The organism is Bacillus sp. 11C (assembly GCF_055486375.1).
Genome location: NZ_JBUPVZ010000006.1, coordinates 212,175 through 233,740, shown reverse-complemented (window position 1 = coordinate 233,740; position 21,566 = coordinate 212,175). Strand labels below are relative to the sequence as shown.

Sequence of the window (21,566 nt, the reverse complement as noted above, 5' to 3'; positions counted from 1 at the left end):
TCTTTTATTTTATTACACGTGAATGGGTATTTTAAGGAAAAAATAAAGACTGTCGAGATTTTCTCGACAGTCTGAGGATACTCTTCCGGAGAGTATCCTTTTTCACTTAAAACATTTTCGTTATTCTTCTTCTCATCCGCTTCATGCTTCGATTATTCAGCATGTCGGATTGAGTCGTCATTCGGTACACGAGAGCCCCGGCTCCCAATGCCAAAAGAGAAGTCATCGTCCGATTCATCCTGCGCATCTCCCTTCATCATTAAAAATTGATGCTGCGTTCATCCTCAGAAAACAAATCATCTAAGCTGCTTAACGTTCCGTCTTCTTCCACCTGATGAGTTGCAATCTTCCCTTTGGCTACTGTCAGTTCAATAAAACAGCTCCAGCAATAATATTGGTTCACGCCGATTTTCCCGATATCCTTACTTTTGCAGTTCGGGCATATAAGCATATCTCACACCTCTATCCGTTCAGAACGATCTCGTCTTTCCGCACCTCGACAAGCGAATCCGCTCTTTGGATCTGATGCTTGCTTCCCGCCAGATCAGAAAAGAAACCGTCCGAGAGTTCATATGCTACGATTATGCCCCTGTCCAAACAAAAGTATACATCTTCCAGCATCCCCAATATATCCCCCTCTTGCGATTTTACAAGCTTCATTTTCATCTGCTCGTATGTGAAGCATGATTTCGGAAGAGGCAGAAGCTGATCTGAACTGATCGAGACCAATATGCGGTCATCAAGAATGCAAGAAATATCACACGCCCGTAATAACGCGTGATGATGATGCAAAAACCGTTTTTGTGCAAGAATAAACCCGAGACAATCTCCCTTAAGAGAAAAACAAATATCGGAAATTGTCCCAAGATAACAAGAAGTTCGTTCTGAGTATACTGGGAATCCTTCTATCTCATGGCATGTTCTCAAAGTGTGATCAACCACCTTTTGTTGAACAAGCTTAGGTTTTGCTTTGCACCTTAGACTCATACGATGAAATCACTTCCACCGCAAAATAAAAAAACTCCCGCAGCGCGGGAGCTTTTTTACAGCTGTCCTTCTTTCATAAAATCGAATGGTGTAATGCCTTCCATACCAATATTGGCATCGTGTACGCTGAACGGGAGCTCTTTTTGCAAAGCCTCAAGCTCAGCATCCATTTCCTCAATCTGTATTGAGAGCCTGTTTCTCAAGGCGGTCTGCCTGACCGTTGCGTCATTATTTTTCACGCCCCATTCCAGCGCCTCCTCTTCTCCGCATAAAATGAGAAACTTCTTCGCTCTTGTAATCGCGGTATAAAGAAGGTTTCTTCTGAGCATTCTATAATAGCCTTTCACCACAGGCAAAACCACAATCGGAAATTCACTTCCCTGCGATTTATGAATAGAGCAGCAATACGCGTGTGTAAACTGGTTAAAGTCTTTTTTCGTAAACGTCATTTCATTCCCGTCAAAAGAAACGACAGCCATATCTTCTTTTTCTGTATTTTCCTTCGCATAAAATATCGACGTAATTTCGCCAATATCCCCGTTGAATACATTGTTTTCCGGCTGATTGACGAGCTGCAAAATTTTATCTCCGGTTCTGTAGACAACATCTCCGAACTTCAATTCCCTCCGTTTTTCTTTAGGAGGATTTAAAATGTCCTGCAGCATTACATTTAGTTCATTGATCCCGGCTTTTCCTCTGTACATCGGAGCGAGAACCTGAATGTCCTTTGCCGTATAGCCTTTTTTCAATGCATTGGCGACGACCTTTTCAACTACCTCTTTAATTTGCGATCCTCCGCAGCGAATAAAGGAACGGTCCTTCGTCGGGGCAGTCAAATTGTTTGGCAGCAAACCATTTTTCATCTGATGGGCAAGCTCGACGATTGATGATCCTTCCGCCTGGCGGTAAATATCTGTCAGTCTCACAGTGGGTATCACCTGAGATGCCAAAAGGTCTCTCAGCACTTGGCCCGGACCGACAGAAGGCAGCTGATCTTCGTCTCCGACGATGATGATTTGAATATGATCAGGAATCGCCTTGAACATATGGTTTGCAAGCCATATATCAAGCATACTCGCTTCATCGATGATTAACAGCTTCCCTTCGATCGGCTGATCCTCTGTATGGGTAAAGCCCTCTGCGCCATTCCAGCCAAGGAGCCTGTGAATCGTGACTGCCGGAAGGCCCGTTGATTCACTCATCCGTTTCGCCGCTCTCCCTGTCGGTGCGGCCAATACAATTGGAAAGACTTCATCCTTTTTATAAGCTGACGGGTCTAGCGACACACCGTGAAGCTCTCCGTACAGTTCGATAATTCCTCTGATTACTGTCGTTTTCCCTGTTCCCGGGCCTCCCGTTAAAAGCAGCATCGGTGAGGAAAGGGCTTTTTGAATCGCTTCCTTTTGGCTGGGGGCATACTGAACGTTCATCCGTTCCTCCAGTTCTCCCAAAGCAAGCAGAAATTCTGATTCAGGAAACTGGTCGTCATATTCGGTTTGGCTTGCGAAATGTTTCACGCGCTTTGCAACATTTTGTTCCGCGTAAAACAGCGATGGAAAATAACAGCGGCCATCTTCTATGACAATGTCTTTATTTTCTCCAAGAGCAATAATTGCGTTAGCTGCATCCATTTCTGTGATGCGTTGCCCTTCTCTTGCTTGATTTAACAGTGATTGGGTGTCGATAATAAGCTGTTCCGTTTCTATGTACGTATGCCCATCTGACAGACAAGTTGTTTCAAGCGTGTATAAAATGGCGGCTTTTACCCGCTCAGGATGATTACCCGAAAGCCCCATTCTGCTGCCCAGTTCATCCGCTTTTCCAAACCCGATGCCTTCTACATCTTTCACAAGCTGATAAGGATTTTCCTGAATCTTTTCCAGCGTCTCCGATTCATAGGCTTGATAGATTTTCATAGACAGCTGAGGGCCGAATCCAAACTGATTAAGGGATATCATGATTTGTTCCAGTCCCTGATGCCGCTGCAGGGCGCCGGCTAGCGTGTCGGCTTTCTTTTTTGACAGCCTTGGAACATCGTAAAGCACTGAAGCGTCAGCTAGTATTTTATTAATCGCGCTGTCACCCAGTTTTTTCACAATTTCTTCAGCTGTTTTTTTGCCGATTCCCTCGAACAAATCACTCGATAAATAGTGAACGATGCCTTCTTTAGTCGTCGGAATCTCCTTTTTGAAATGCTCCGCCTGAAATTGGAGCCCGAATTTTGGATGGGTTACGATCTTTCCGTAAAACGTGTAGGTCTCTTCTTCTTGAAGCGCAGGGAAGTAGCCCGTCACGGATACGGCTTTATCTTCAATGGCTTCGGAGGTCTCTCTGACTTTCACTTTCAGAACCGTATATAAATTGGTGTCATTATGATAGATGACTGTGTTGACTGTCCCTTTTAAATAGGGCTCTTCCTCCATGTTAAGCTGATCCGGATGCTGCTGCACGAGCTGTCCCTCCTCCTGTGCTGTTATGATGGATCGATCAGTTTTTTAGCATGAAGCGCAAGCATATGATCCGGCTGGATGGCAATCGCCTTGTCCAGCATTTCTAGCGCTTTTTCTCGATTTTCTTTATATGCATAAGCGACACCGGCATTGTAAAATGCATCAGCATGCTTTGGATCTAGCTCAGTTACGGCTGTGAATTGGCCGAGGGCTTCGTCCAGCATGCCCTCGTTTGCTAAGCACATCCCAAATTGAAAGCGCGCTTCCGCATCATTCTCATTCAGTTCAACCGCTCTTTGTAAATATGGCAGTGCAAGCTTAGGTTGCTCGAGCTTGATAAGAACCGTTCCGAGCATGTAAAACAGGTCGCCGTTTTCCATTCCGGCACGAAGCGCCTTTTCAAACATGTCTTTCGCTTCTTTGTACATTTCTTTTACCACATAGACATTTCCTGCCCCATAATACGCAGTGGCTGCGCTATTGTCTAATTCAAGCGCTTTATCATAAAACGCAAGCGCCCGTTCCAGCTCGTTTACGGATGAAAGCAGGTTTGCAAAGTTGATATACGGAATCGCGTCTTCTTTATTTTCTTCAATCGCTTTTGTAAATGCCTCTGCCGCTTTCTCGTAATCGCCTTCCTGCATCGCTTCTATACCGAGTTGATTATAATCCACCGACCATCTTCCTTTCATTAAAAAACCCCAACTCAGTGTTGAGGTTTTTCATCTTTTATACGTACCACAATTTTGTTCCATCTTTGTACACATCATCAATTGTTCCGCCGCCAAGGCATTCTTCGCCATCATAGAAGACAACGGCTTGTCCCGGGGTAACAGCGCGGACTTGTTCATCAAAGATGACTTCCGCTTCGCCTTCACCCGTCATGCGCACCGTCACTTTATGATCTTCTTGACGGTAACGGAATTTAGCCGTGCAGGAAATCTCTTCGCCCTTCATGATGTCCGGACGAACCCAGCTAATATTCGTTGCTGTAATTTTGTCGGAATAAAGAAGCGGGTTATGGAACCCTTGATCCACGTAGAGGATGTTCTTTTCAAGATCTTTACCGACCGCAAACCACGGCTCGCCGCTTCCGCCGATGCCAAGTCCGTGACGCTGTCCGATCGTATAGTACATCAACCCGTCGTGGCGTCCTTTTACTTCGCCGTCCATCGTCATCATATCGCCCGGCTGTGCAGGGAGATATTGGCTGAGAAACGTTTTGAAGTTGCGCTCGCCGATAAAACAGATGCCCGTACTGTCTTTTTTCGTCGCCGTAGCAAGGTCTGCTTCTTTGGCAATTTCACGCACACGGCTTTTTTGAAGCTCGCCGATCGGGAACATGACTTTGCTTAGCGTATCTTCTGTCAGCTGATTCAAGAAGTACGTTTGATCTTTGTTTTCATCGATGCCTCGCAGCATTCTGACTTTGCCGCCGCTTCTGTCTACCCTTGCATAGTGGCCAGTCGCTAGAAAGTCTGCGCCAAGTGACAGAGCGTGCTCTAAAAACGCCTTGAATTTAATTTCTTTGTTGCACAGCACATCCGGGTTGGGTGTTCTGCCTGCTTTATATTCATCAAGGAAGTATTGAAATACCTTCTCATAATATTGCTTTTCAAAATTAACGGCATAGTACGGAATTCCGATTTGGTTGCAGACGCGGATCACATCTTCATAATCCTCTGTCGCCGTGCAAAAACCGTTTTCGTCCGTATCATCCCAGTTTTTCATAAAGATTCCGATAACATCATAGCCCTGTTCTTTTAACAGCAGGGCCGCCACAGATGAGTCTACACCGCCGGACATACCGACGACGACTCTTGTATCTTCCGGCCGTTTTTCCAATTTCATTCACTCCAATAACTAAGCCGCCTTATTGTGTCAGCCGTTTGACAACGTCGGCCACATGTTTGGCAGCAGTTTTCACTTGCTCAGCGGTATTGCCGAGGCCGAAGCTGATCCGAATTGAGGACGTCAGCCGGTCACTCTCTTCTCCGAACATAGCAGTCAGAACATGTGACGGCAGGACCGAACCGGCCGTGCACGCTGATCCGCTTGAAACGGCTACTCCCGCCATATCCAGATTCACCAGCAGCGCTTCCACTGATACACCGGGGAAATAAAGGTTCAGAACATGCGGCAGACAATGCTCTTTGTCCCCGTTGATCTCGAATGCCACACCGGCATTTTCAAGCGTGTCGGCGATGATTGTTTTAAACGATTGATACTTCTCGTTTTTTTCGTCCCGTTCTTCACTTGACAGCTTGATGGCATCTTTCAGCCCGACAATGCCGGGAACATTTTCTGTTCCGGCACGGCGTTTTCTTTCTTGCTCTCCCCCGAATAAGAGCGGGGAAAGCTTCACATCTTTACTTGCATATAAAAAGCCTGTCCCTTTTGGCCCGTTGAGCTTGTGCCCAGAAACAGACAGAAGGTCGATATGGCTGTTGTTCACATCAATTGGCAGCAACCCGAATGCCTGAACAGCATCGGTATGAAAATAAGCCTGGTGTTCCTTCAGCAGCTCACCGATTTCATCGATCGGCTGCACTGTTCCGACTTCATTGTTTCCATACATCACTGTCACAAGGATTGTATCATCACGCAGTGCTTCTTTCACCTGTTTTGCACTGACTCTACCATTTTGGCCAACGTCCAGATACGTAACTTCAAATCCGTCTTCCTCAAGTTTTTCACAAGCGTGAAGCACGGCGTGATGCTCAATTTTTGTCGTAATGATGTGTCTGCCCAAATCTTTTCTTGCAAGCGCGGTTCCCATAATGGCTAAGTTATCAGCTTCTGTCCCGCCGCTTGTAAAAATGATCTCCTGCTCCGCCGCTCCGATTTCGGCTGCAATCTGCGCTCTTGCTTCGTCCACCCATTTTCGAGATTCCCTTCCAAATGAATGAATACTGGATGGATTGCCGAAATTGCCGGAGAAATGAGGGATCATTTTTTCCAGCACGCGCTCATCCATCGGAGACGTTGCGGCATGATCTAAATAAATCCGTTCCATTATGTCTGCACCTCTGTTCTAAATATAAAACATATAAGCTTCTTGCTCTCCGTCTGTATAGCTGGCAAGATCTTCTAATGTTGTACTGTCTAAAACCTCTTTCACAGCATCACGTATACGAATCCAGAGCTCACGCTTGGCGGGCTCCTCGTCTTCCAGCACTTCAACAGGACTAATTGGCCCCTCAAGTACACGGATAATATCTCCCGCCGTGATCGCATCCGGCTCGCTGCCTAATACATATCCGCCGTATGCGCCTCTAATGCTTTTCACTAAGCCGGCATTTCTGAGCGGCGATACCAGCTGCTCCAAATAATGCTCGGAAAGATTATTCGTCTGTGCGATGCTTTTTAATGAAGTCGGGCCTTCACCATGCTTTTTTGCAAGCTCGATCATAATGGTGAGCCCGTATCTTCCCTTAGTTGATATTTTCAACATGAACACCTCTGTTATTTCATGATTTTTCACATTTATAATGGTAATTTCTATATGATTCGTCCGTTTATGACTGAATAGACCAACTGTTATTATAACATACCTTGAGCGAATTTTCATTGAGGCAGGGGGGAAACGGCCCTTCTCCCTTTCCTAATGTCCGTTTTTCCGTTACCCTGTAAATAAGTAAGGAGAGATGATGATGAAGCCATTGGCATATCGGATGCGTCCGACAAAAATTGAGGATATTATCGGCCAGCAGCATCTGGTGGCTGAAGATAAAATGATCGGCAGAATGGTTCAGGCAAAACATTTGTCATCCATGATTTTGTACGGGCCGCCCGGAATTGGAAAAACTTCAATCGCAACAGCAATCGCCGGTTCAACAAGTATTGCTTTTCGAACGCTGAATGCTGTCATTAACAATAAAAAAGATATGGAAATCGTAGCTCAGGAAGCAAAAATGTCAGGCCAAGTGATTTTAATTCTGGATGAAGTTCACAGGCTGGATAAAGGCAAGCAAGATTTTCTGTTGCCCTATTTAGAAAACGGAATGATCATTTTGATCGGAGCAACCACGGCTAACCCATATCATGCCATTAATCCGGCGATCAGAAGCCGGACACAAATCTTTGAGCTTGAGCCGTTAACACCGGAACTGATTAAACAGGCTCTGGAACGGGCGCTTCATGATGAGCATCGTGGCCTTGGCACACATTCTGTATCCATTGGTGATCAGGCGATGGATCATTTTGCCCGCGGATGCGGAGGGGATGTCCGTTCCGCTTTAAATGCGCTTGAGCTGGCCGTGTTGTCAACAAAGGAGTCACCAGACGGTGTGATTCACATTACATTAGAAACCGCGGAAGAATGTTTGCAGAAAAAGAGCTTTACTCACGATAAAGATGGTGACGCGCATTATGATGTTTTATCCGCTTTTCAAAAATCGATCCGCGGCTCTGATGCCAACGCTGCTCTTCACTATTTGGCAAGATTAATTGAAGCTGGTGATCTGGAAAGCATCGCAAGAAGACTGCTTGTCATCGCCTATGAAGATATCGGCTTAGCAAGCCCCCAAGCTGGCCCAAGGGTGCTGCACGCTATTCAGACCGCTGAGCGAGTCGGATTTCCCGAAGCACGAATTCCGCTGGCCAACGCAGTCATTGAACTTTGTCTCTCGCCGAAATCAAACTCAGCCATTCTGGCAATCGATGAGGCGCTTGCAGATATCAGATCCGGAAAAATCGGGGATGTCCCTAAGCATTTAAAAGACGCGCATTATAAAGGAGCTCAGGAATTAGGAAGAGGAATCGACTATAAATACCCGCATCATTACGACAACGGATGGGTTGAACAGCAATATCTCCCTGATCCTTTAAAAAACAAGCAATATTACAAGCCGAAACAGACAGGCAAGTTCGAGCTCGCATTAAAGCAGGTATACGACAAATTAATGAAAAGAAAATAAATTAAAAACAGCCTTGAATATCATCAAGGCTGTTTCTATGCGTTATTTATCCTTCACGCGTTTGATTTCAATGTCTTTTACAAGATCCATGACAACATGCCCGCCCATAATCAAACCGGCAACTGACGGCACAAAAGCATTAGAAGAAGGCGGCATTTTTGCTTTGCGGATGTTCGCTTCGTCATTTCCCACTTCTTTTCTGACATCTTCCCGAATAACAATCGGGCTTTCGTCAGAGAAAATCACTTGAACACCCTTTTTGATGCCCTCTTTCCGTAATCTCGTACGGACAACCTTCGCAATTGGATCTGTGTGCGTTTTTGAAATATCAGCGATTTGGAAGCGTGTCGGATCCGTTTTATTGGCGGCACCCATGCTGGAGATGAGCGGAATATCCCGTTTCAAACATTCTTTCATTAAATGGATTTTATAATGAATGGTGTCTGACGCATCAATGACATAGTCAAGCTTATATTCAAAAAATTGCTCATACGTTTCTTCCGTATAGAACATTTTTAATGCGATCACTTCACACTCCGGGTTAATATCTGCGATACGCGCTTTCATTAAATCCACTTTCGGCTGTCCGACTGTTGAAAGAAGCGCGTGAAGCTGACGGTTTACGTTTGTAATGTCCACATCATCTTTGTCGACAAGCAAAATGCGGCCGACGCCTGACCTCGCGAGAGCTTCCGCCGCGAACGATCCGACTCCTCCGACCCCAAGCACAGCAACCGTGCTGTTTTTCAGCGTTTCAAGGCCTTCCTTTCCGATAGCTAATTCATTGCGTGAAAACTGGTGTAACAAGAACCTCACTCCACATTCGTATTCTGGTTTCATCTATAAAATGGCTGATCCAGGAACAGCCGTTTTTTTCTGCGCACAAAAAATAAAGTCCCAATAGTGCCGTTGCAGCTTTCCTTTGTTTTGAACCCGCTCTCAGCAGGTGGGTGCCCTCTTTCAAATCTTGTAAGTCCTCTTTACCGAATGAAAAGAGGCATGTACGCCATTTAAAAATACGGGCTCCCAAATCAAAAAAATGTTCGGTCAAAACTAGGTGTACAACTAACACATCAGGACTTTATTTAACTTGTCAAAATCATATCATAGACGATTTTGATTTTCAAGAATCGAACTGCTCATTCAGCTCTTTACTTTTTTCTTGATAGAAAGGTGAAGCTCGTCCAGCTGGGCGTCGCTTACTTCGCCTGGCGCTTCTGTCATCAGGCAGCTTGCACTTGCCGTTTTCGGGAATGCAATCGTATCTCTTAGGTTCGTACGTCCTGCGAGAAGCATGACGAGACGGTCTAAGCCAAGCGCGATTCCGCCGTGCGGAGGAGCGCCGTAATCAAATGCTTCAAGTAAGAACCCGAACTGCTCAGCCGCTTCTTCTTGTGAGAAGCCAAGAAGCGCAAACATTTTTTCCTGAATGTCCTTTTCGAAAATACGAATCGAACCGCCTCCAAGCTCATAGCCGTTTAAGACGAGGTCATAGGCTTGTGCTTTCATGTCTTCAGGCGCTGTTTCAATCAGTTCAAGGTCTTCACGGACAGGCATTGTGAACGGATGGTGGGCTGCGTAAAAACGGCCTTCCTCCGGATCATGCTCTAAAAGCGGCCAGTCGATAACCCATAAGAAATTGAACAGGTTTTGGTCAATCAGTCCGCGTTCTTTCCCAAGCTTTAAGCGCAGGGCGCCGAGCGATGCGGCAACCACTTCGAATTTATCCGCCCCGAACAGCAGCAAATCACCTTCAGCAGCATCAAGCGCCTCAATCAGCTTGGACTGCTTGTCTTCATCAAAGAATTTGGCGATCGGGCCTTTCACTCCGTCTGCCTCAACTTTCACCCAGGCAAGTCCTTTTGCCCCGTAGTTTGCAGCAAAAGCGCCAAGAGCGTCAATATCTTTTCTGGAGTAATCGCCCGCTCCGCCTTTTACGTTGATTGCTTTTACCACGCCGCCGTTTGCCACAGCTGATGAGAATACTTTAAACTCTGTATCCTTCACAATGTCAGACACATCTGTCAAAAGCATATCAAATCGAGTATCCGGTTTATCAGAACCATAACTGTTCATCGCCTCATCATACGTCATTCGAGGAAGAGGAAGCTTGAGCTCCACACCTTTTGTTTCGCGCATAATCTTTGCCATCATATCCTCAGCCAATGACATAATATCTTCCTGGCTCATAAAGGACATTTCAATATCAATTTGCGTAAACTCAGGCTGGCGGTCCGCACGCAAGTCTTCATCTCGGAAACAGCGGGCAATTTGATAATAGCGTTCAATGCCGGATACCATCAGAAGCTGTTTAAATAGCTGCGGGGACTGAGGCAGCGCATAGAACTCACCTTCATGCACTCGGCTCGGAACCAAGTAGTCACGTGCGCCCTCAGGTGTGCTTTTTGTTAAAATCGGCGTTTCAATATCAAGAAACCCTTTTTCATCTAAAAAGCTGCGGGCAGCTTTCGTCACGTTATGACGCATCTGCATCGTTTGAAACATAGCCGGTCTGCGTAAATCTAAGTAACGGTGTTTTAAACGGACATCCTCTGATACGTCTTCCGCTTGATCAGAAATCGCAAACGGCGGTGTCTTTGCAGCACTTAATACGGCCACTCCATCAGCGTGTATTTCGATCGCGCCTGTTTTTAAATTCTGATTGACTGTTCCTTCTTCACGCGCCACCACTTTTCCTTGAATGTCGAGCACGTATTCGTTTCTGATGCCTTCTGCAATAGCAAGCGCTTCTTTTGACACATCAGGGTTAAAAACGACTTGAACAATCCCCGTACGGTCGCGCAAGTCAATAAAAATCAGTCCGCCGAGGTCCCGTCTTTTTTGGACCCAGCCTTTCAGCGTTACAGATTCACCAATTGCTTTTTCAGTTATTTCGCCGCAATAATATGTTCTTCCAAACAATACATTCCACTCCTTATCCCTTTTGATTTGCCTTCATCACATGTATAAATTCATCAAGTGCCACTTCAATTTGTTCGCCCGTCTGTGCATCCTTAACATTGATTTTATTTTGGGCTAGCTCATCTTCACCCAAAATCGCAATAAATCTGGCATTTAGGCGGTCAGCTGTTTTGAACTGGCCTTTCATTTTCTTATTTTCATAATCGATTTCGCTGGAGATGCCTGCTTCCCTCAGTTTGTACACCAATGAAACAGAATAATCCTTTGCTTTTTCTCCGAGCGTGACGACATAACAGTCGATTCCCTGATCAACAGGCAGTTCTCTTTTTTCAGCATCAATTGCGGCAAGCAAGCGTTCAATGCTCATCGCAAACCCGATGCCCGGCGCTTCAGGCCCGCCGATCTGTTCGACCAAACCATCGTAGCGTCCGCCGCCTGCAAGTGTCGTAATCGCGCCAAAACCCTCCGCATTGCTCATGATTTCAAATGCGGTATGATTGTAATAATCCAGCCCTCTCACAAGGTTAGGATCAATTTCATACGCAATGTTAAGATCGTTTAAATATTGCTTTACTTTCTCAAAATAAGCGGCTGATTCTTCATTTAAATATGTCAAAATCGAAGGTGCTGATTTCATCAGTTCATGATCGCGGTCTTTTTTGCAGTCCAAGATTCTGAGCGGGTTTGTGTGCAGACGTGACTGGCAGTCTGAACAAAACTCTTCGATGCGAGGCTCAAAATGTTTCACGAGCGCTTCTCTGTAGCTTTTGCGGCTTTCCTGGTCGCCGAGACTGTTTATGACAAGCTTGACGTTTTGCAAACCTGCTTTTTGATAAATACTCATCGCAAGTGCCATGACTTCGGCATCAATCGCAGGGTCACTCGAGCCTATTGCTTCAATTCCAAACTGATAGAACTGGCGGTACCGGCCCGTCTGCGGACGTTCATAACGGAACATCGGCCCGACATAATAAAGCTTTGTCGGCTGGACAGGATTTGCAAATAGCTTATTTTCATTAAAAGCGCGAACCGCCGCAGCTGTTCCCTCTGGTCGAAGCGTCAGGCTTCTGCCTTTGCGGTCCTGGAAGGTATACATTTCTTTTTGTACGATATCTGTAGACTCTCCGACACCTCTGGCAAACAGTTCTGTATGCTCAAAAATCGGTGTGCGGATTTCTTTATATTGATAAGTGCGGCAAGTGTCTCTCATAATTTGTTCAACAAACTGCCAGCGATCTGATTCTCCGGGCAGAATATCCTGTGTTCCTCTTGGAATGTTATATCCCATATGTAGACCTCCTTATGTATTCCTTATAAAAAATATACAATGATCATTCATGATGAAAATAAAAAAACTCCCGTCCCTACTATACATGTATAGTAGGGACGAGAGTTATACCCGTGGTGCCACCCTAGTTGGAATATGTTCATATTCCCGCTCGATCCTTTAACGCAGGTTCACGTTCACTGCCTAATGACGGGATTAACGCGTTCAGCAGGAAACCTCCGGAGTGTTGTTTCGAGAAAGACGCAATGGGATCCGCTTTCAGCCTGGGGCGGTTCCTCTCTATCCATGCAATCTGACCTACTCTTCTCCATTATTGGTTCAAATCTTTCATCATTTTGCTATGTACTCAATTTCTATTATAATAATGGGATTGAGGTTCTCTGTCAAGCTTTATTCCGGTTGTTTTTCCTCATCGCTGCTTCTTTGGACATAAGACCAAATTCAGATGCCGTTTCAGTAAGATAACCAGTCGTATCAGGTTCAGCGTGATCGCTGTAATGCAGATTTGCTTCACCGTCGTGAAACGCGCGGCCCATTTTTGGATGATATTTCATGATTTGCACACCTTTTTGATTGTATTTACGCCTAGTATAAACAAATCATTTTATTTTTATTTAAAAATCAGAAAGGACTTTACGATATTAAGCAAGAAAGCTTTTTTTATGATCATCTGAAAGGAGGACACAATGAGCAAGAAATACTTTGTTCTTATTGTATGTATTATCGTCGCGGGGGCGCTTTTCCCGCCTTTTTCTTCCGTTACAGCTGCTCAGGGAGAAGCGGTCATCGCAACAGATGAAATGAACGTCAGAAGCGGCCCGGGGCTTAGCTACGGGATTACAGCGAAAGTAAAAAAGGGAGAGCATTACCCGATTTTAAAAGAAGAAGGAGACTGGGTGCAGATACAGCTTGGTTCCGGAGACAAAGGATGGGTGGTGTCATGGCTTATTACAAAAGAAGATCAGGGCAGCTCAAGCTCTTCGGAAAGCAGTGATACTGTTACATCAACAGATCCCGATCTGCGAATGAGAACCGGACCGGGCACTTCATACGACGTCATCGGCAAATTCCCGCAAGGCAGCCAAGCGTCTGTCATTGATAAAGATTCGGGCTGGATCAAGATATCCTATCAAAATGCCACCGGATGGGTGTCATCTGAATATGTCACGTCAGTCGGCAGCAGTTCAGTATCTGATGGGAATGATCAAACTGAATCTCCCGGTGCATCAACCGGCACGGTCGGTGTCTCCTCACTAAATGTAAGAGCCTCCGCCTCACATGACACGGCGATTATAACGAAACTGGATCGCGGAACGAAAGTGACAATTCTCAACGAGAAAAATGGCTGGGCTCACATCGAAGTGAACGGGTTGAAAGGCTGGGTTGCAAGCCATTACCTTTTGACTAGTTCTGATCCAGCTGAAGATTCAGCAAATGCCGGCAGTTCCTCCTCCGCTAAAAAAGCCTATATCGTATACGGAGGAACAAACGTAAGAAGTGATGCGTCAACATCATCTTCGATCGTAGAACGTGCTGCCAAAGGCGATTCCTATCCGATAACCGGTTCAAAGGGCAGCTGGTATGAGATAAAGCTTGATAACGGACAGACTGCTTATGTCGCCAACTGGGTGGTCCAAACGTCTAAAAGTGCGGAAGAGTCAGGAGAACCGCCTGTCGCTGATTCCCCGTCCGGAAACGGCTCTCTAAACAATAAAACGATTATTGTTGATCCGGGACACGGAGGAAAAGACAGCGGAACGATCGGCTACTCGGGTAAATTCGAGAAAAACCTGACGATTAAAACAGCAAAACTGCTCGCCGGCAAACTTAGATCGGCTGGAGCAGATGTGTATGTGACACGCCAGGATGATACCTTTGTCAGCTTACAGTCACGGGTCTCTACGTCTCACTATCGCAACGCTGACGCCTTTATCAGCATTCATTATGACAGCTATGCGGATGCTTCCACGAGAGGCAGCACCGCTTACTACTACAGCCCTGCCAAAGATCAGGGATTGGCGTCAGATGTACATTCTGAAGTGGTGAAGCGTTCTTCCATTCCTGACCGCGGCGTGTTATTCGGAGATTATTATGTGCTTCGGGAAAACAGACAGCCCGCTATGCTGTATGAGCTTGGATATGTAAGCCATCCGCAGGAAGAGGCCATCGTACATAGCAGCTCTTACCAAGAAAAAGTAACAGACAGTATCGAGAGCGGATTGGAGAAATATTTCCAATAAAAAAAGCTGCCTTTTGGCAGCTTTTTTATTTTGAATCCATCATGAGCGTGACCGGTCCTGAGTTTGTAAGCTGAACATCCATCATCGCTCCAAACATTCCGGTCTCCACTTTGATTCCTTTTTTACGAAGCAGGTCGTTCCATTTTTCATAGAGACCTAAAGCTTTATCAGGTTTTGCGGCGTTCATGTAGTTCGGCCGGCGCCCTTTTTTCGTATCTCCGTAAAGCGTAAACTGTGAGACGGATAAAATCTCTCCTCCTATATCTAAAAGAGACAGATTCATTTTCCCTTCACTGTCGTCGAATATACGAAGATGAACCATTTTATCGGCCAAATAAGCTGCATCCTCTTCTGTATCATCGTGAGTGATGCCGACCAGCACCATGATGCCTTGTCCAATTTGACCGACAACCTCTTCATTCACTGTTACGCTTGCTTCAGTTACTCGCTGAACAACTAATCTCATTTTCTAACCCCTTTAGTTCATGACGCGGCGCACAGAATAGATATCTCTTATCTGTTTAATACGCTCGACGACTTTGTGCAAGTGATTGATGTTCTGAATAAAAATCGCCATATGAATAGTTGCCACTTTATTGCGATCCGATTTGCCAGAAACAGATGAAATATTTGTTTTCGTTTCATTCACTGCCTGAAGCACCTCGTTCAGCAATCCGCGGCGGTCATACCCAAGAATCTCTATCTCAACATTATATTCCTTGCGCTTTTGAACCTGCGACTCATGTTCCCACTCTACCGGAATCAGCCGCTCCAGGGCTTCATTCGTTTTGACATTCGGGCAATCTTCACGATGGACCGAAACCCCTCTGCCTTTTGTGATAAATCCGACAATATCGTCACCCGGTACAGGATTGCAGCATTTTGATAAACGGACAAGAAGATTGTCGATCCCCTTGACGCGAACGCCCGCTTCCCGTTTCCTGCCTTGTGGGTACGGCTTAGATTCCGCAGTGACTTCCTGAACGCTCTTTTCCTGTTCTTCCTGATCGCGCTGCTTTCTCTCTTTTTCCGTCAGGCGGTTTGCGACCTGCAAGGCTGTAATGCCGTTATAGCCGACCGCTGCGTACATATCCTCTTCATTTGAGAAATTAAACTTGTCAGCAACCTTCTGGATATTCTCCGGTGTTAAGACATCCTTCACTTCAAAATCCAGATTTTTAATTTCTTTTTCTACCAGCTCACGGCCTTTTTCGACATTTTCTTCGCGCCGCTGTTTCTTAAAGAATTGACGAATTTTATGCTTCGCCTGAGAGGTTTGAGCAAGCTTCACCCAATCCTGGCTCGGACCATAGGAATGCTTAGACGTCAGAATTTCAACGATATCACCTGTCCGAAGCTTATGATCCAGCGTTACCATTTTTCCGTTTACTTTGGCACCGATTGTTTTATTGCCGATTTCAGAGTGAATCCGGTAAGAAAAATCAATCGGAACAGAACCGGACGGAAGCTCGATTACATCTCCTTTCGGTGTAAAGACATACACCATGTCAGAAAACAAATCGATTTTGAGCGATTCCATAAATTCTTCAGCATCTGTTGATTCATTTTGAAATTCTAAAATTTCACGGAACCAAGAAAGCTTTTTCTCAAAGGTTGCGCCTTCGGTGGCCGCTTTCCCTTCTTTATAAGCCCAGTGAGCCGCAACTCCGTATTCCGCAATTTCATGCATTTCAAAGGTGCGGATCTGCACTTCCAGCGGATCGCCTTTAGGCCCGATAACCGTTGTATGAAGCGATTGATACATATTCGGCTTTGGCATTGCGATATAATCTTTGAATCTGCCGGGCATCGGTTTCCAGCATGTGTGAATGATGCCGAGTACCGCGTAGCAGTCCTTTATGCTATTCACAAGAATGCGGACAGCCAATAAATCGTAAATTTCGTTAAATTGCTTATTTTGCAGCACCATTTTGCGATAAATGCTGTAAATATGTTTCGGACGTCCCGAGAAGTCAGCTTTGATGTGCACTTCTTCGACACGTTTCTTCACTTCATCGACTACCTCTTCGACATAAAGCTCACGTTCAGCGCGTTTCTTCTTCATGAGGTTGACAATTCTGTAATATTGCTGAGGATTCAAATAACGGAGCGCCGTGTCTTCCAATTCCCACTTAATTTTGGAAATCCCGAGTCGATGCGCCAAAGGAGCAAAAATCTCCAGCGTTTCATTGGAAATTCTCCGCTGTTTTTCCTGAGGGAGATGTTTCAGCGTCCGCATATTGTGAAGACGATCCGCCAGCTTGATCAGTATGACCCGGATATCTTGAGCCATAGCGACAAACATTTTGCGATGATTTTCCGCCTGCTGTTCCTCTTGAGATTTATATTTAATTTTGCCGAGCTTCGTTACGCCGTCCACAAGCATTGCCACTTCTTCGGAAAATGCTTCTTTCAGGTCATCAAGCGTCACATCTGTATCTTCCACGACATCGTGAAGAAATCCGCCCGCGATTGTGGAAGGATCCATTTCAAGATCCACGAGAATTCCCGCAACCTGAATCGGATGAATAATATATGGCTCGCCCGATTTGCGGTATTGCTCGCGATGAGCATCCTCAGCGTACAGATATGCTTTTTCGACAAATGCGATATGCTCATCAGATAAATAGCTGCGCGCTTTATCAATAACTTGCTCGGCAGTCAATACTTGTTCGTTCGCCATGGAATCACCTTTTTTAGAATGTAAACTGTATTGTAGTTTATTATCAAGAAAAAAACGAAAGATGTAAAGAGCAGAAGTTCAAATCGCCAAATATTATATAAAATAAATGCAAAACAATAGGAAAAAAGCACCCTGACATGGAGTGCTTTTTCGTTATGCGATTATCCTTAGTATTTCATCAATGTTAACATGTCATAATCTTTAAGCTTTTCTCTGCCGTCAAGGTAAGAAAGCTCGATTAAGAAAGCGATACCAGCAACAATGCCGCCAAGTTCTTCAACAAGTTTAATTGTGGCTTCAATTGTGCCGCCTGTCGCAAGCAGGTCATCTGTAATGAGCACACGCTGACCCGGTTTAATCGCATCTTTATGGATCGTTAATACGTCTTTTCCGTATTCCAAGCCGTAATCCACTTTAACCACTTCACGAGGCAACTTGCCTTCTTTGCGGACCGGCGCAAAACCTACGCCAAGCACGTAAGCAACGGGACAGCCAATAATAAAGCCGCGCGCTTCAGGGCCGACGACCAAATCAATTTGTTTTTCTTTCGCATATTCAACAATTTGGTCTGTGGCATAGCGGTATACATCGCCTTTATCCATCAATGTCGTAATATCTTTAAATTGCACGCCCTCTTTCGGGTAATCCGGTACAATTGTTACGTATTGTTTTAAATCCATCTGTTTTATGTCCTCCTCGTACTTTCATAAGCCTCTGAATCTTGTTTCATCAGCTTATTCAGCCATTCCTTCAGCTCTTCAGCAGAAGAATAATTCAGCTTTTGATCCAATTCCATCAGCTGCTTCTTCGCCTGATAGGTTTGTGAGTCTGTTAAGTCGCGTTTCTTGACTCCGCTAATCACAGACAGCACACCATTCTCTATTTTAACAAAACCGAGATCAAAAAACACCTTTGTCATGAAATTGATTGTTTCAACGGACCAGCCCTTATGTCTCGCAAGCTCTGAGCCGTGTTGTTTCACGTCAAAAGAACCTCTTTTCAGAAGAAACCCATAATACCATTTAAAGTGGTCTCTTGCTGGAAAAGCTGATAAAAAGTGATCCTCTTGATTAAGAAAAATAAAATATATCCGCTCAGGCATCTTGCCTTCCAGCAAATGTGCGAGCATGTCCAACGAAGGCGGCGGATCCAGTAATACAATATAAGCACCATCGAGATCTAACGCCTTCGCCTGATCTTCAGAACTGATGACGTGCACTTCGCCGCGAAGATCTTCAGTCTGAAGAAGTGTTGTTGAGTCTTCTTTGAAAGAGACAATGGCCCGTTTAGCAGATGGAAGGGCAGAAACTGTGTCTTCCCACATCCGTTTCCCCCTTAAATCAAACAGCTGCCATTCAGAAACAGCGGCATCCTTAATCATAAGCTGCGGTTTTTTTCTATTGTTCCATTCGTTGATAGACATCTCACCGACAATTGAAATTCTTGAGCCGCGGACGATGCCTTCTTCAAGCTCACCTTTATTAAAACCGACGCAATCAAGCTGAGATGACTCGTTTCTGACCGTCATTTTGACATGATTTTTATTTGCTCCAATCTTCCGGACATCTTCCAGCACAGCGTTTTCTACGAGAACGTGCGGTTTCGGATTCAGCATGCCAAAGGGGGACAGCAGGTTCATTTCTGTAATGCTATCAACCGTAATGTCCTCGACACCGCAGACGAGATCGACTTCCTGTACAGGAATAAAATCCTCTTCCGTAAGCGTATTGTCCGCTATTTGATTCAGCCTGTTTCGCAAATCCGGCACATCTTCGGCATTCAGCGTCATCCCCGCCGCCATTGGATGGCCGCCGAAATGAGGAAGAATATCTCTGCATTCAGAAAGGCTTTCGAATAAATTAAAGCCCCTGATGCTCCGGGCCGAACCTTTAGCGATCCCTTTTTCTTCATCAATGCCAAGCACAATGGCCGGGCGGTAGAAACGGTCCACAAGCTTTGAAGCCACAATTCCGACGACTCCTGGATTCCATCCGGCTTTGGCCACGACGATTGCAGTTTGATCGAGGCTTTGCTGTTCAACCATTTCAATCGCTTCATCCGTCATTTTGCTGACCATCTTTTGGCGCTCTTTGTTCAGCTGGTCAATTTCAGCGGCAAGCTCTCCCGCTTCAAACGAATCCTCTGTCATGAGCAAATGAACAGCGGGATCCGCCTGTTCAATTCTTCCGACGGCATTCAGCCTTGGTGCAAGCTGGAACCCGACTGTTTCTTCGTTCGCTTCTCCGATGTCTCCGCCTGACAGCTTGATCAGCTCTTTTAAGCCCAGCCGATTCGTCCAACGAAGCCTTTCAAGTCCCAGTGTTGCAATTAATCTGTTTTCGTCATGCAACGGGACAAGATCGGCAATGGTGCCGATTGCCGCCAGGTCAAGCAATTCATCTGGGAGTTCGCCCAATAAAGCGTGGGCAAGCTTAAACGCGACTCCGACTCCGGCCAGTTCTTTAAACGGATAGGTGCAGCCCGGCTGCTTCGGGTGGACGATCGCGTAAACATCCGGAAGTTCCGGTCCCGGCTCATGGTGATCTGTAATGATGACATCCAGTCCGAGTTCCTTTGCCACCTTTGCTTCATGTACAGCGGCAATTCCTGTATCAACCGTAATAATCAGAGAGAAACCCCGTTCCTTAATCGAACGAAATGCCTGTTCATTAGGGCCGTAGCCTTCTTTAAAGCGGTCAGGTATATAAAAATCAACTTGAGCCGACAGCTTTTGCAGTGTGTGCAGCATCACTGACGTACTGGTAACTCCATCGGCATCATAATCGCCATATATCATAATCTGTTCTTGTTGTGCAATCGCCTGTTTTATTCGCTCTGCCGCTTCTTTCATGCCCTTCATTTCAAAAGGATCATTAAAATCGGCATCCTTTGTATGTAAAAACAGCCTTGCGCTTTCTGCTGTATCAAAGCCTCTTTTTACAAGCAGGGACGCAACAAGAGGTGTTATATGCAATTGTTCTGTGAGTGATTTGACCTTATCCTGATCTGGTCGCTGGATTTCCCATCGCATTTTTGACGCTAACATAAATTCACCCCTCAACCACCCTATTATACTAGAGCAGGCTGAGGGGTTTCAAATATTATTCGAAAACTAGTCTTTTTTCTCAAGTCTGGCTGATGCATCCTGTGTGTCATTCAGGTCATCATGCAACGTATCCTCTTGTTTATGTATCGTTCCTTGTACAGTTTTCTTTTCTTTCCGCAGCGCTTTTATTTCCCGCTTTAGTTTCATCACCTGAAAAACGCCGGCAGAAAATACGATCAGCGCGCCCATTAAAACTGAGCCCAAAATAACTAAAATAAGCGGCCACTCCGATCTGCCAAACAGGTAATCAACTTCTACCGATCTTACATTAATCACTGCAAAAATAGCGACAATTAAGGTAAAAATAAGTGCGAAAATAATGGTCCATTGTTTATTCATTCTCTTCCCCCAAAACTTCAGAATATGAGGTAACTTTCCCTGTCAAGGCTTGTTTTAAACATGGCTTGACACTAGGTCAAGCCTCATTTGCAGTTAATTTTTCCCGGATCAACCTCTTCAATCCGTTTCCCTCACCGGAAATCACAAGGGTATCTCCCTCATCAATAACTATTTCCGATCCCGGATTCAATTGTTTTTCCTGATTCTTCTTAATGATCGCAATAACAGTCACATGATATTCCTGTCCTGCATTCAAATCACCAATTGTATGATGAATGGCAGGCGCTCCCGCCTCTGCTTTACACCACTCTATGATTAAATCATTAAGGGCTGCCTCGACGCTTTCTAATGCTTTCGGTTTATATGCCATTCCGCCGAGAATGGCAGAAATTTGCCTGGCTTCAGCATCATCAAATTGCACGGAGGCCACACATTCTTCATGATCATTTTCGTCAAAATAGTACAACTCTCTCCGGCCGTCATGATGAATGATAATTGAAATTTTATCGCAGTTTCTAGTGATGATTTCAACTTTATGCCCTATGCCCGGCAGCACTGATTCACGAACCCTCATAGATAAACCCTCCCACATATCTGAAAACCAGCCACAAATACTCTTAACACCATTTATA

At 45.3% G+C, this 21,566-nt stretch carries 20 protein-coding genes, 1 other RNA gene and 1 other annotated feature; of the genes, 2 read left to right on the top strand and 19 right to left on the bottom strand.

The annotated features are described in order from the left end of the window. Positions 1–106 precede the first annotated feature (106 nt). The 8 genes from ACY3LV_RS11305 to cymR form a co-directional block, all read right to left on the bottom strand. On the bottom strand, positions 107–238 hold the full coding sequence (locus tag ACY3LV_RS11305; RefSeq protein ID WP_148962201.1) for a YrzQ family protein: 132 nt from the start codon (positions 236–238) through the stop codon (positions 107–109). A gap of 21 nt (positions 239–259) precedes the next feature. Next, the gene (locus tag ACY3LV_RS11300) at positions 260–451 is read right to left on the bottom strand and encodes a hypothetical protein (protein ID WP_087992266.1); all 192 of its coding nucleotides are present in this window, start codon (positions 449–451) and stop codon (positions 260–262) included. Between the two features lie 11 nt (positions 452–462). Continuing rightward, complete coding sequence (locus ACY3LV_RS11295; RefSeq protein WP_148962202.1) at positions 463–987, bottom strand: PRC-barrel domain-containing protein; 525 nt, start codon at positions 985–987, stop codon at positions 463–465. 56 nt (positions 988–1,043) lie between these two features. After that, positions 1,044–3,437, bottom strand: a complete 2,394-nt coding sequence (gene recD2, locus ACY3LV_RS11290; protein WP_464863798.1) for an SF1B family DNA helicase RecD2 — start codon at positions 3,435–3,437, stop codon at positions 1,044–1,046. 23 nt (positions 3,438–3,460) lie between these two features. Next, positions 3,461–4,081 carry a tetratricopeptide repeat protein gene (locus ACY3LV_RS11285; protein ID WP_464863802.1) on the bottom strand — a complete coding sequence of 207 codons (621 nt, stop codon included), beginning with the start codon at positions 4,079–4,081 and terminating at the stop codon, positions 3,461–3,463. 85 nt (positions 4,082–4,166) lie between these two features. After that, a complete protein-coding gene (mnmA, locus tag ACY3LV_RS11280) occupies positions 4,167–5,282 on the bottom strand; it encodes a tRNA 2-thiouridine(34) synthase MnmA (RefSeq protein ID WP_148962205.1) in 1,116 nt (371 codons plus the stop codon). Between the two features lie 28 nt (positions 5,283–5,310). Beyond that, positions 5,311–6,453, bottom strand: coding sequence for a cysteine desulfurase family protein (locus tag ACY3LV_RS11275; protein ID WP_333561363.1), 1,143 nt, complete (start codon positions 6,451–6,453; stop codon positions 5,311–5,313). A gap of 18 nt (positions 6,454–6,471) precedes the next feature. Continuing rightward, on the bottom strand, positions 6,472–6,888 hold the full coding sequence (cymR, locus tag ACY3LV_RS11270) for a cysteine metabolism transcriptional regulator CymR (RefSeq protein WP_003225879.1): 417 nt from the start codon (positions 6,886–6,888) through the stop codon (positions 6,472–6,474). 202 nt (positions 6,889–7,090) lie between these two features. Between cymR and ACY3LV_RS11265 the strand changes: the two genes are divergently transcribed. Then, positions 7,091–8,356: a replication-associated recombination protein A gene (locus ACY3LV_RS11265; protein ID WP_464863797.1), complete on the top strand. Its 1,266-nt coding sequence runs from the start codon at positions 7,091–7,093 to the stop codon at positions 8,354–8,356. A gap of 42 nt (positions 8,357–8,398) precedes the next feature. Here ACY3LV_RS11265 and ACY3LV_RS11260 read toward each other — a convergent pair whose 3' ends face one another. The 5 genes from ACY3LV_RS11260 to ACY3LV_RS11240 form a co-directional block, all read right to left on the bottom strand. Continuing rightward, positions 8,399–9,163: a tRNA threonylcarbamoyladenosine dehydratase gene (locus ACY3LV_RS11260; RefSeq protein ID WP_087992273.1), complete on the bottom strand. Its 765-nt coding sequence runs from the start codon at positions 9,161–9,163 to the stop codon at positions 8,399–8,401. An 83-nt stretch (positions 9,164–9,246) separates the two neighbouring features. Then, positions 9,247–9,439: non-coding RNA, 6S RNA (gene ssrS, locus ACY3LV_RS11255), on the bottom strand. Positions 9,440–9,499: 60 nt separating this feature from the next. Next, complete coding sequence (gene aspS, locus ACY3LV_RS11250) at positions 9,500–11,278, bottom strand: aspartate--tRNA ligase (protein WP_148962209.1); 1,779 nt, start codon at positions 11,276–11,278, stop codon at positions 9,500–9,502. A 13-nt stretch (positions 11,279–11,291) separates the two neighbouring features. Continuing rightward, positions 11,292–12,566 (bottom strand): histidine--tRNA ligase, encoded by a 1,275-nt coding sequence (gene hisS / locus ACY3LV_RS11245; protein WP_148962210.1) that lies wholly within the window; start codon positions 12,564–12,566, stop codon positions 11,292–11,294. A 91-nt stretch (positions 12,567–12,657) separates the two neighbouring features. Then, positions 12,658–12,889, bottom strand: a binding site (T-box leader). Between the two features lie 60 nt (positions 12,890–12,949). Further along, positions 12,950–13,120, bottom strand: a complete 171-nt coding sequence (locus ACY3LV_RS11240; RefSeq protein ID WP_148962211.1) for a YrzK family protein — start codon at positions 13,118–13,120, stop codon at positions 12,950–12,952. 132 nt (positions 13,121–13,252) lie between these two features. On the opposite strand from ACY3LV_RS11240, the gene ACY3LV_RS11235 reads away from it, so the two are divergent. Then, a complete protein-coding gene (locus ACY3LV_RS11235) occupies positions 13,253–14,806 on the top strand; it encodes an SH3 domain-containing protein (protein ID WP_333561367.1) in 1,554 nt (517 codons plus the stop codon). A 25-nt stretch (positions 14,807–14,831) separates the two neighbouring features. Here ACY3LV_RS11235 and dtd read toward each other — a convergent pair whose 3' ends face one another. From dtd to ACY3LV_RS11205, 6 genes are all read right to left on the bottom strand, one after another. Then, positions 14,832–15,272: a D-aminoacyl-tRNA deacylase gene (dtd, locus tag ACY3LV_RS11230; protein WP_464863796.1), complete on the bottom strand. Its 441-nt coding sequence runs from the start codon at positions 15,270–15,272 to the stop codon at positions 14,832–14,834. A gap of 12 nt (positions 15,273–15,284) precedes the next feature. Further along, positions 15,285–17,489 carry a GTP diphosphokinase gene (gene relA / locus ACY3LV_RS11225; protein ID WP_087992279.1) on the bottom strand — a complete coding sequence of 735 codons (2,205 nt, stop codon included), beginning with the start codon at positions 17,487–17,489 and terminating at the stop codon, positions 15,285–15,287. 167 nt (positions 17,490–17,656) lie between these two features. Continuing rightward, on the bottom strand, positions 17,657–18,169 hold the full coding sequence (locus ACY3LV_RS11220; RefSeq protein WP_148962213.1) for an adenine phosphoribosyltransferase: 513 nt from the start codon (positions 18,167–18,169) through the stop codon (positions 17,657–17,659). 5 nt (positions 18,170–18,174) lie between these two features. Next, positions 18,175–20,535, bottom strand: a complete 2,361-nt coding sequence (gene recJ / locus ACY3LV_RS11215; RefSeq protein WP_464863795.1) for a single-stranded-DNA-specific exonuclease RecJ — start codon at positions 20,533–20,535, stop codon at positions 18,175–18,177. A gap of 66 nt (positions 20,536–20,601) precedes the next feature. Next, a complete protein-coding gene (locus tag ACY3LV_RS11210; RefSeq protein ID WP_148962215.1) occupies positions 20,602–20,934 on the bottom strand; it encodes a LapA family protein in 333 nt (110 codons plus the stop codon). A gap of 76 nt (positions 20,935–21,010) precedes the next feature. Next, positions 21,011–21,508 (bottom strand): cation:proton antiporter regulatory subunit, encoded by a 498-nt coding sequence (locus tag ACY3LV_RS11205; RefSeq protein WP_087992283.1) that lies wholly within the window; start codon positions 21,506–21,508, stop codon positions 21,011–21,013. Positions 21,509–21,566: the final 58 nt, after the last annotated feature.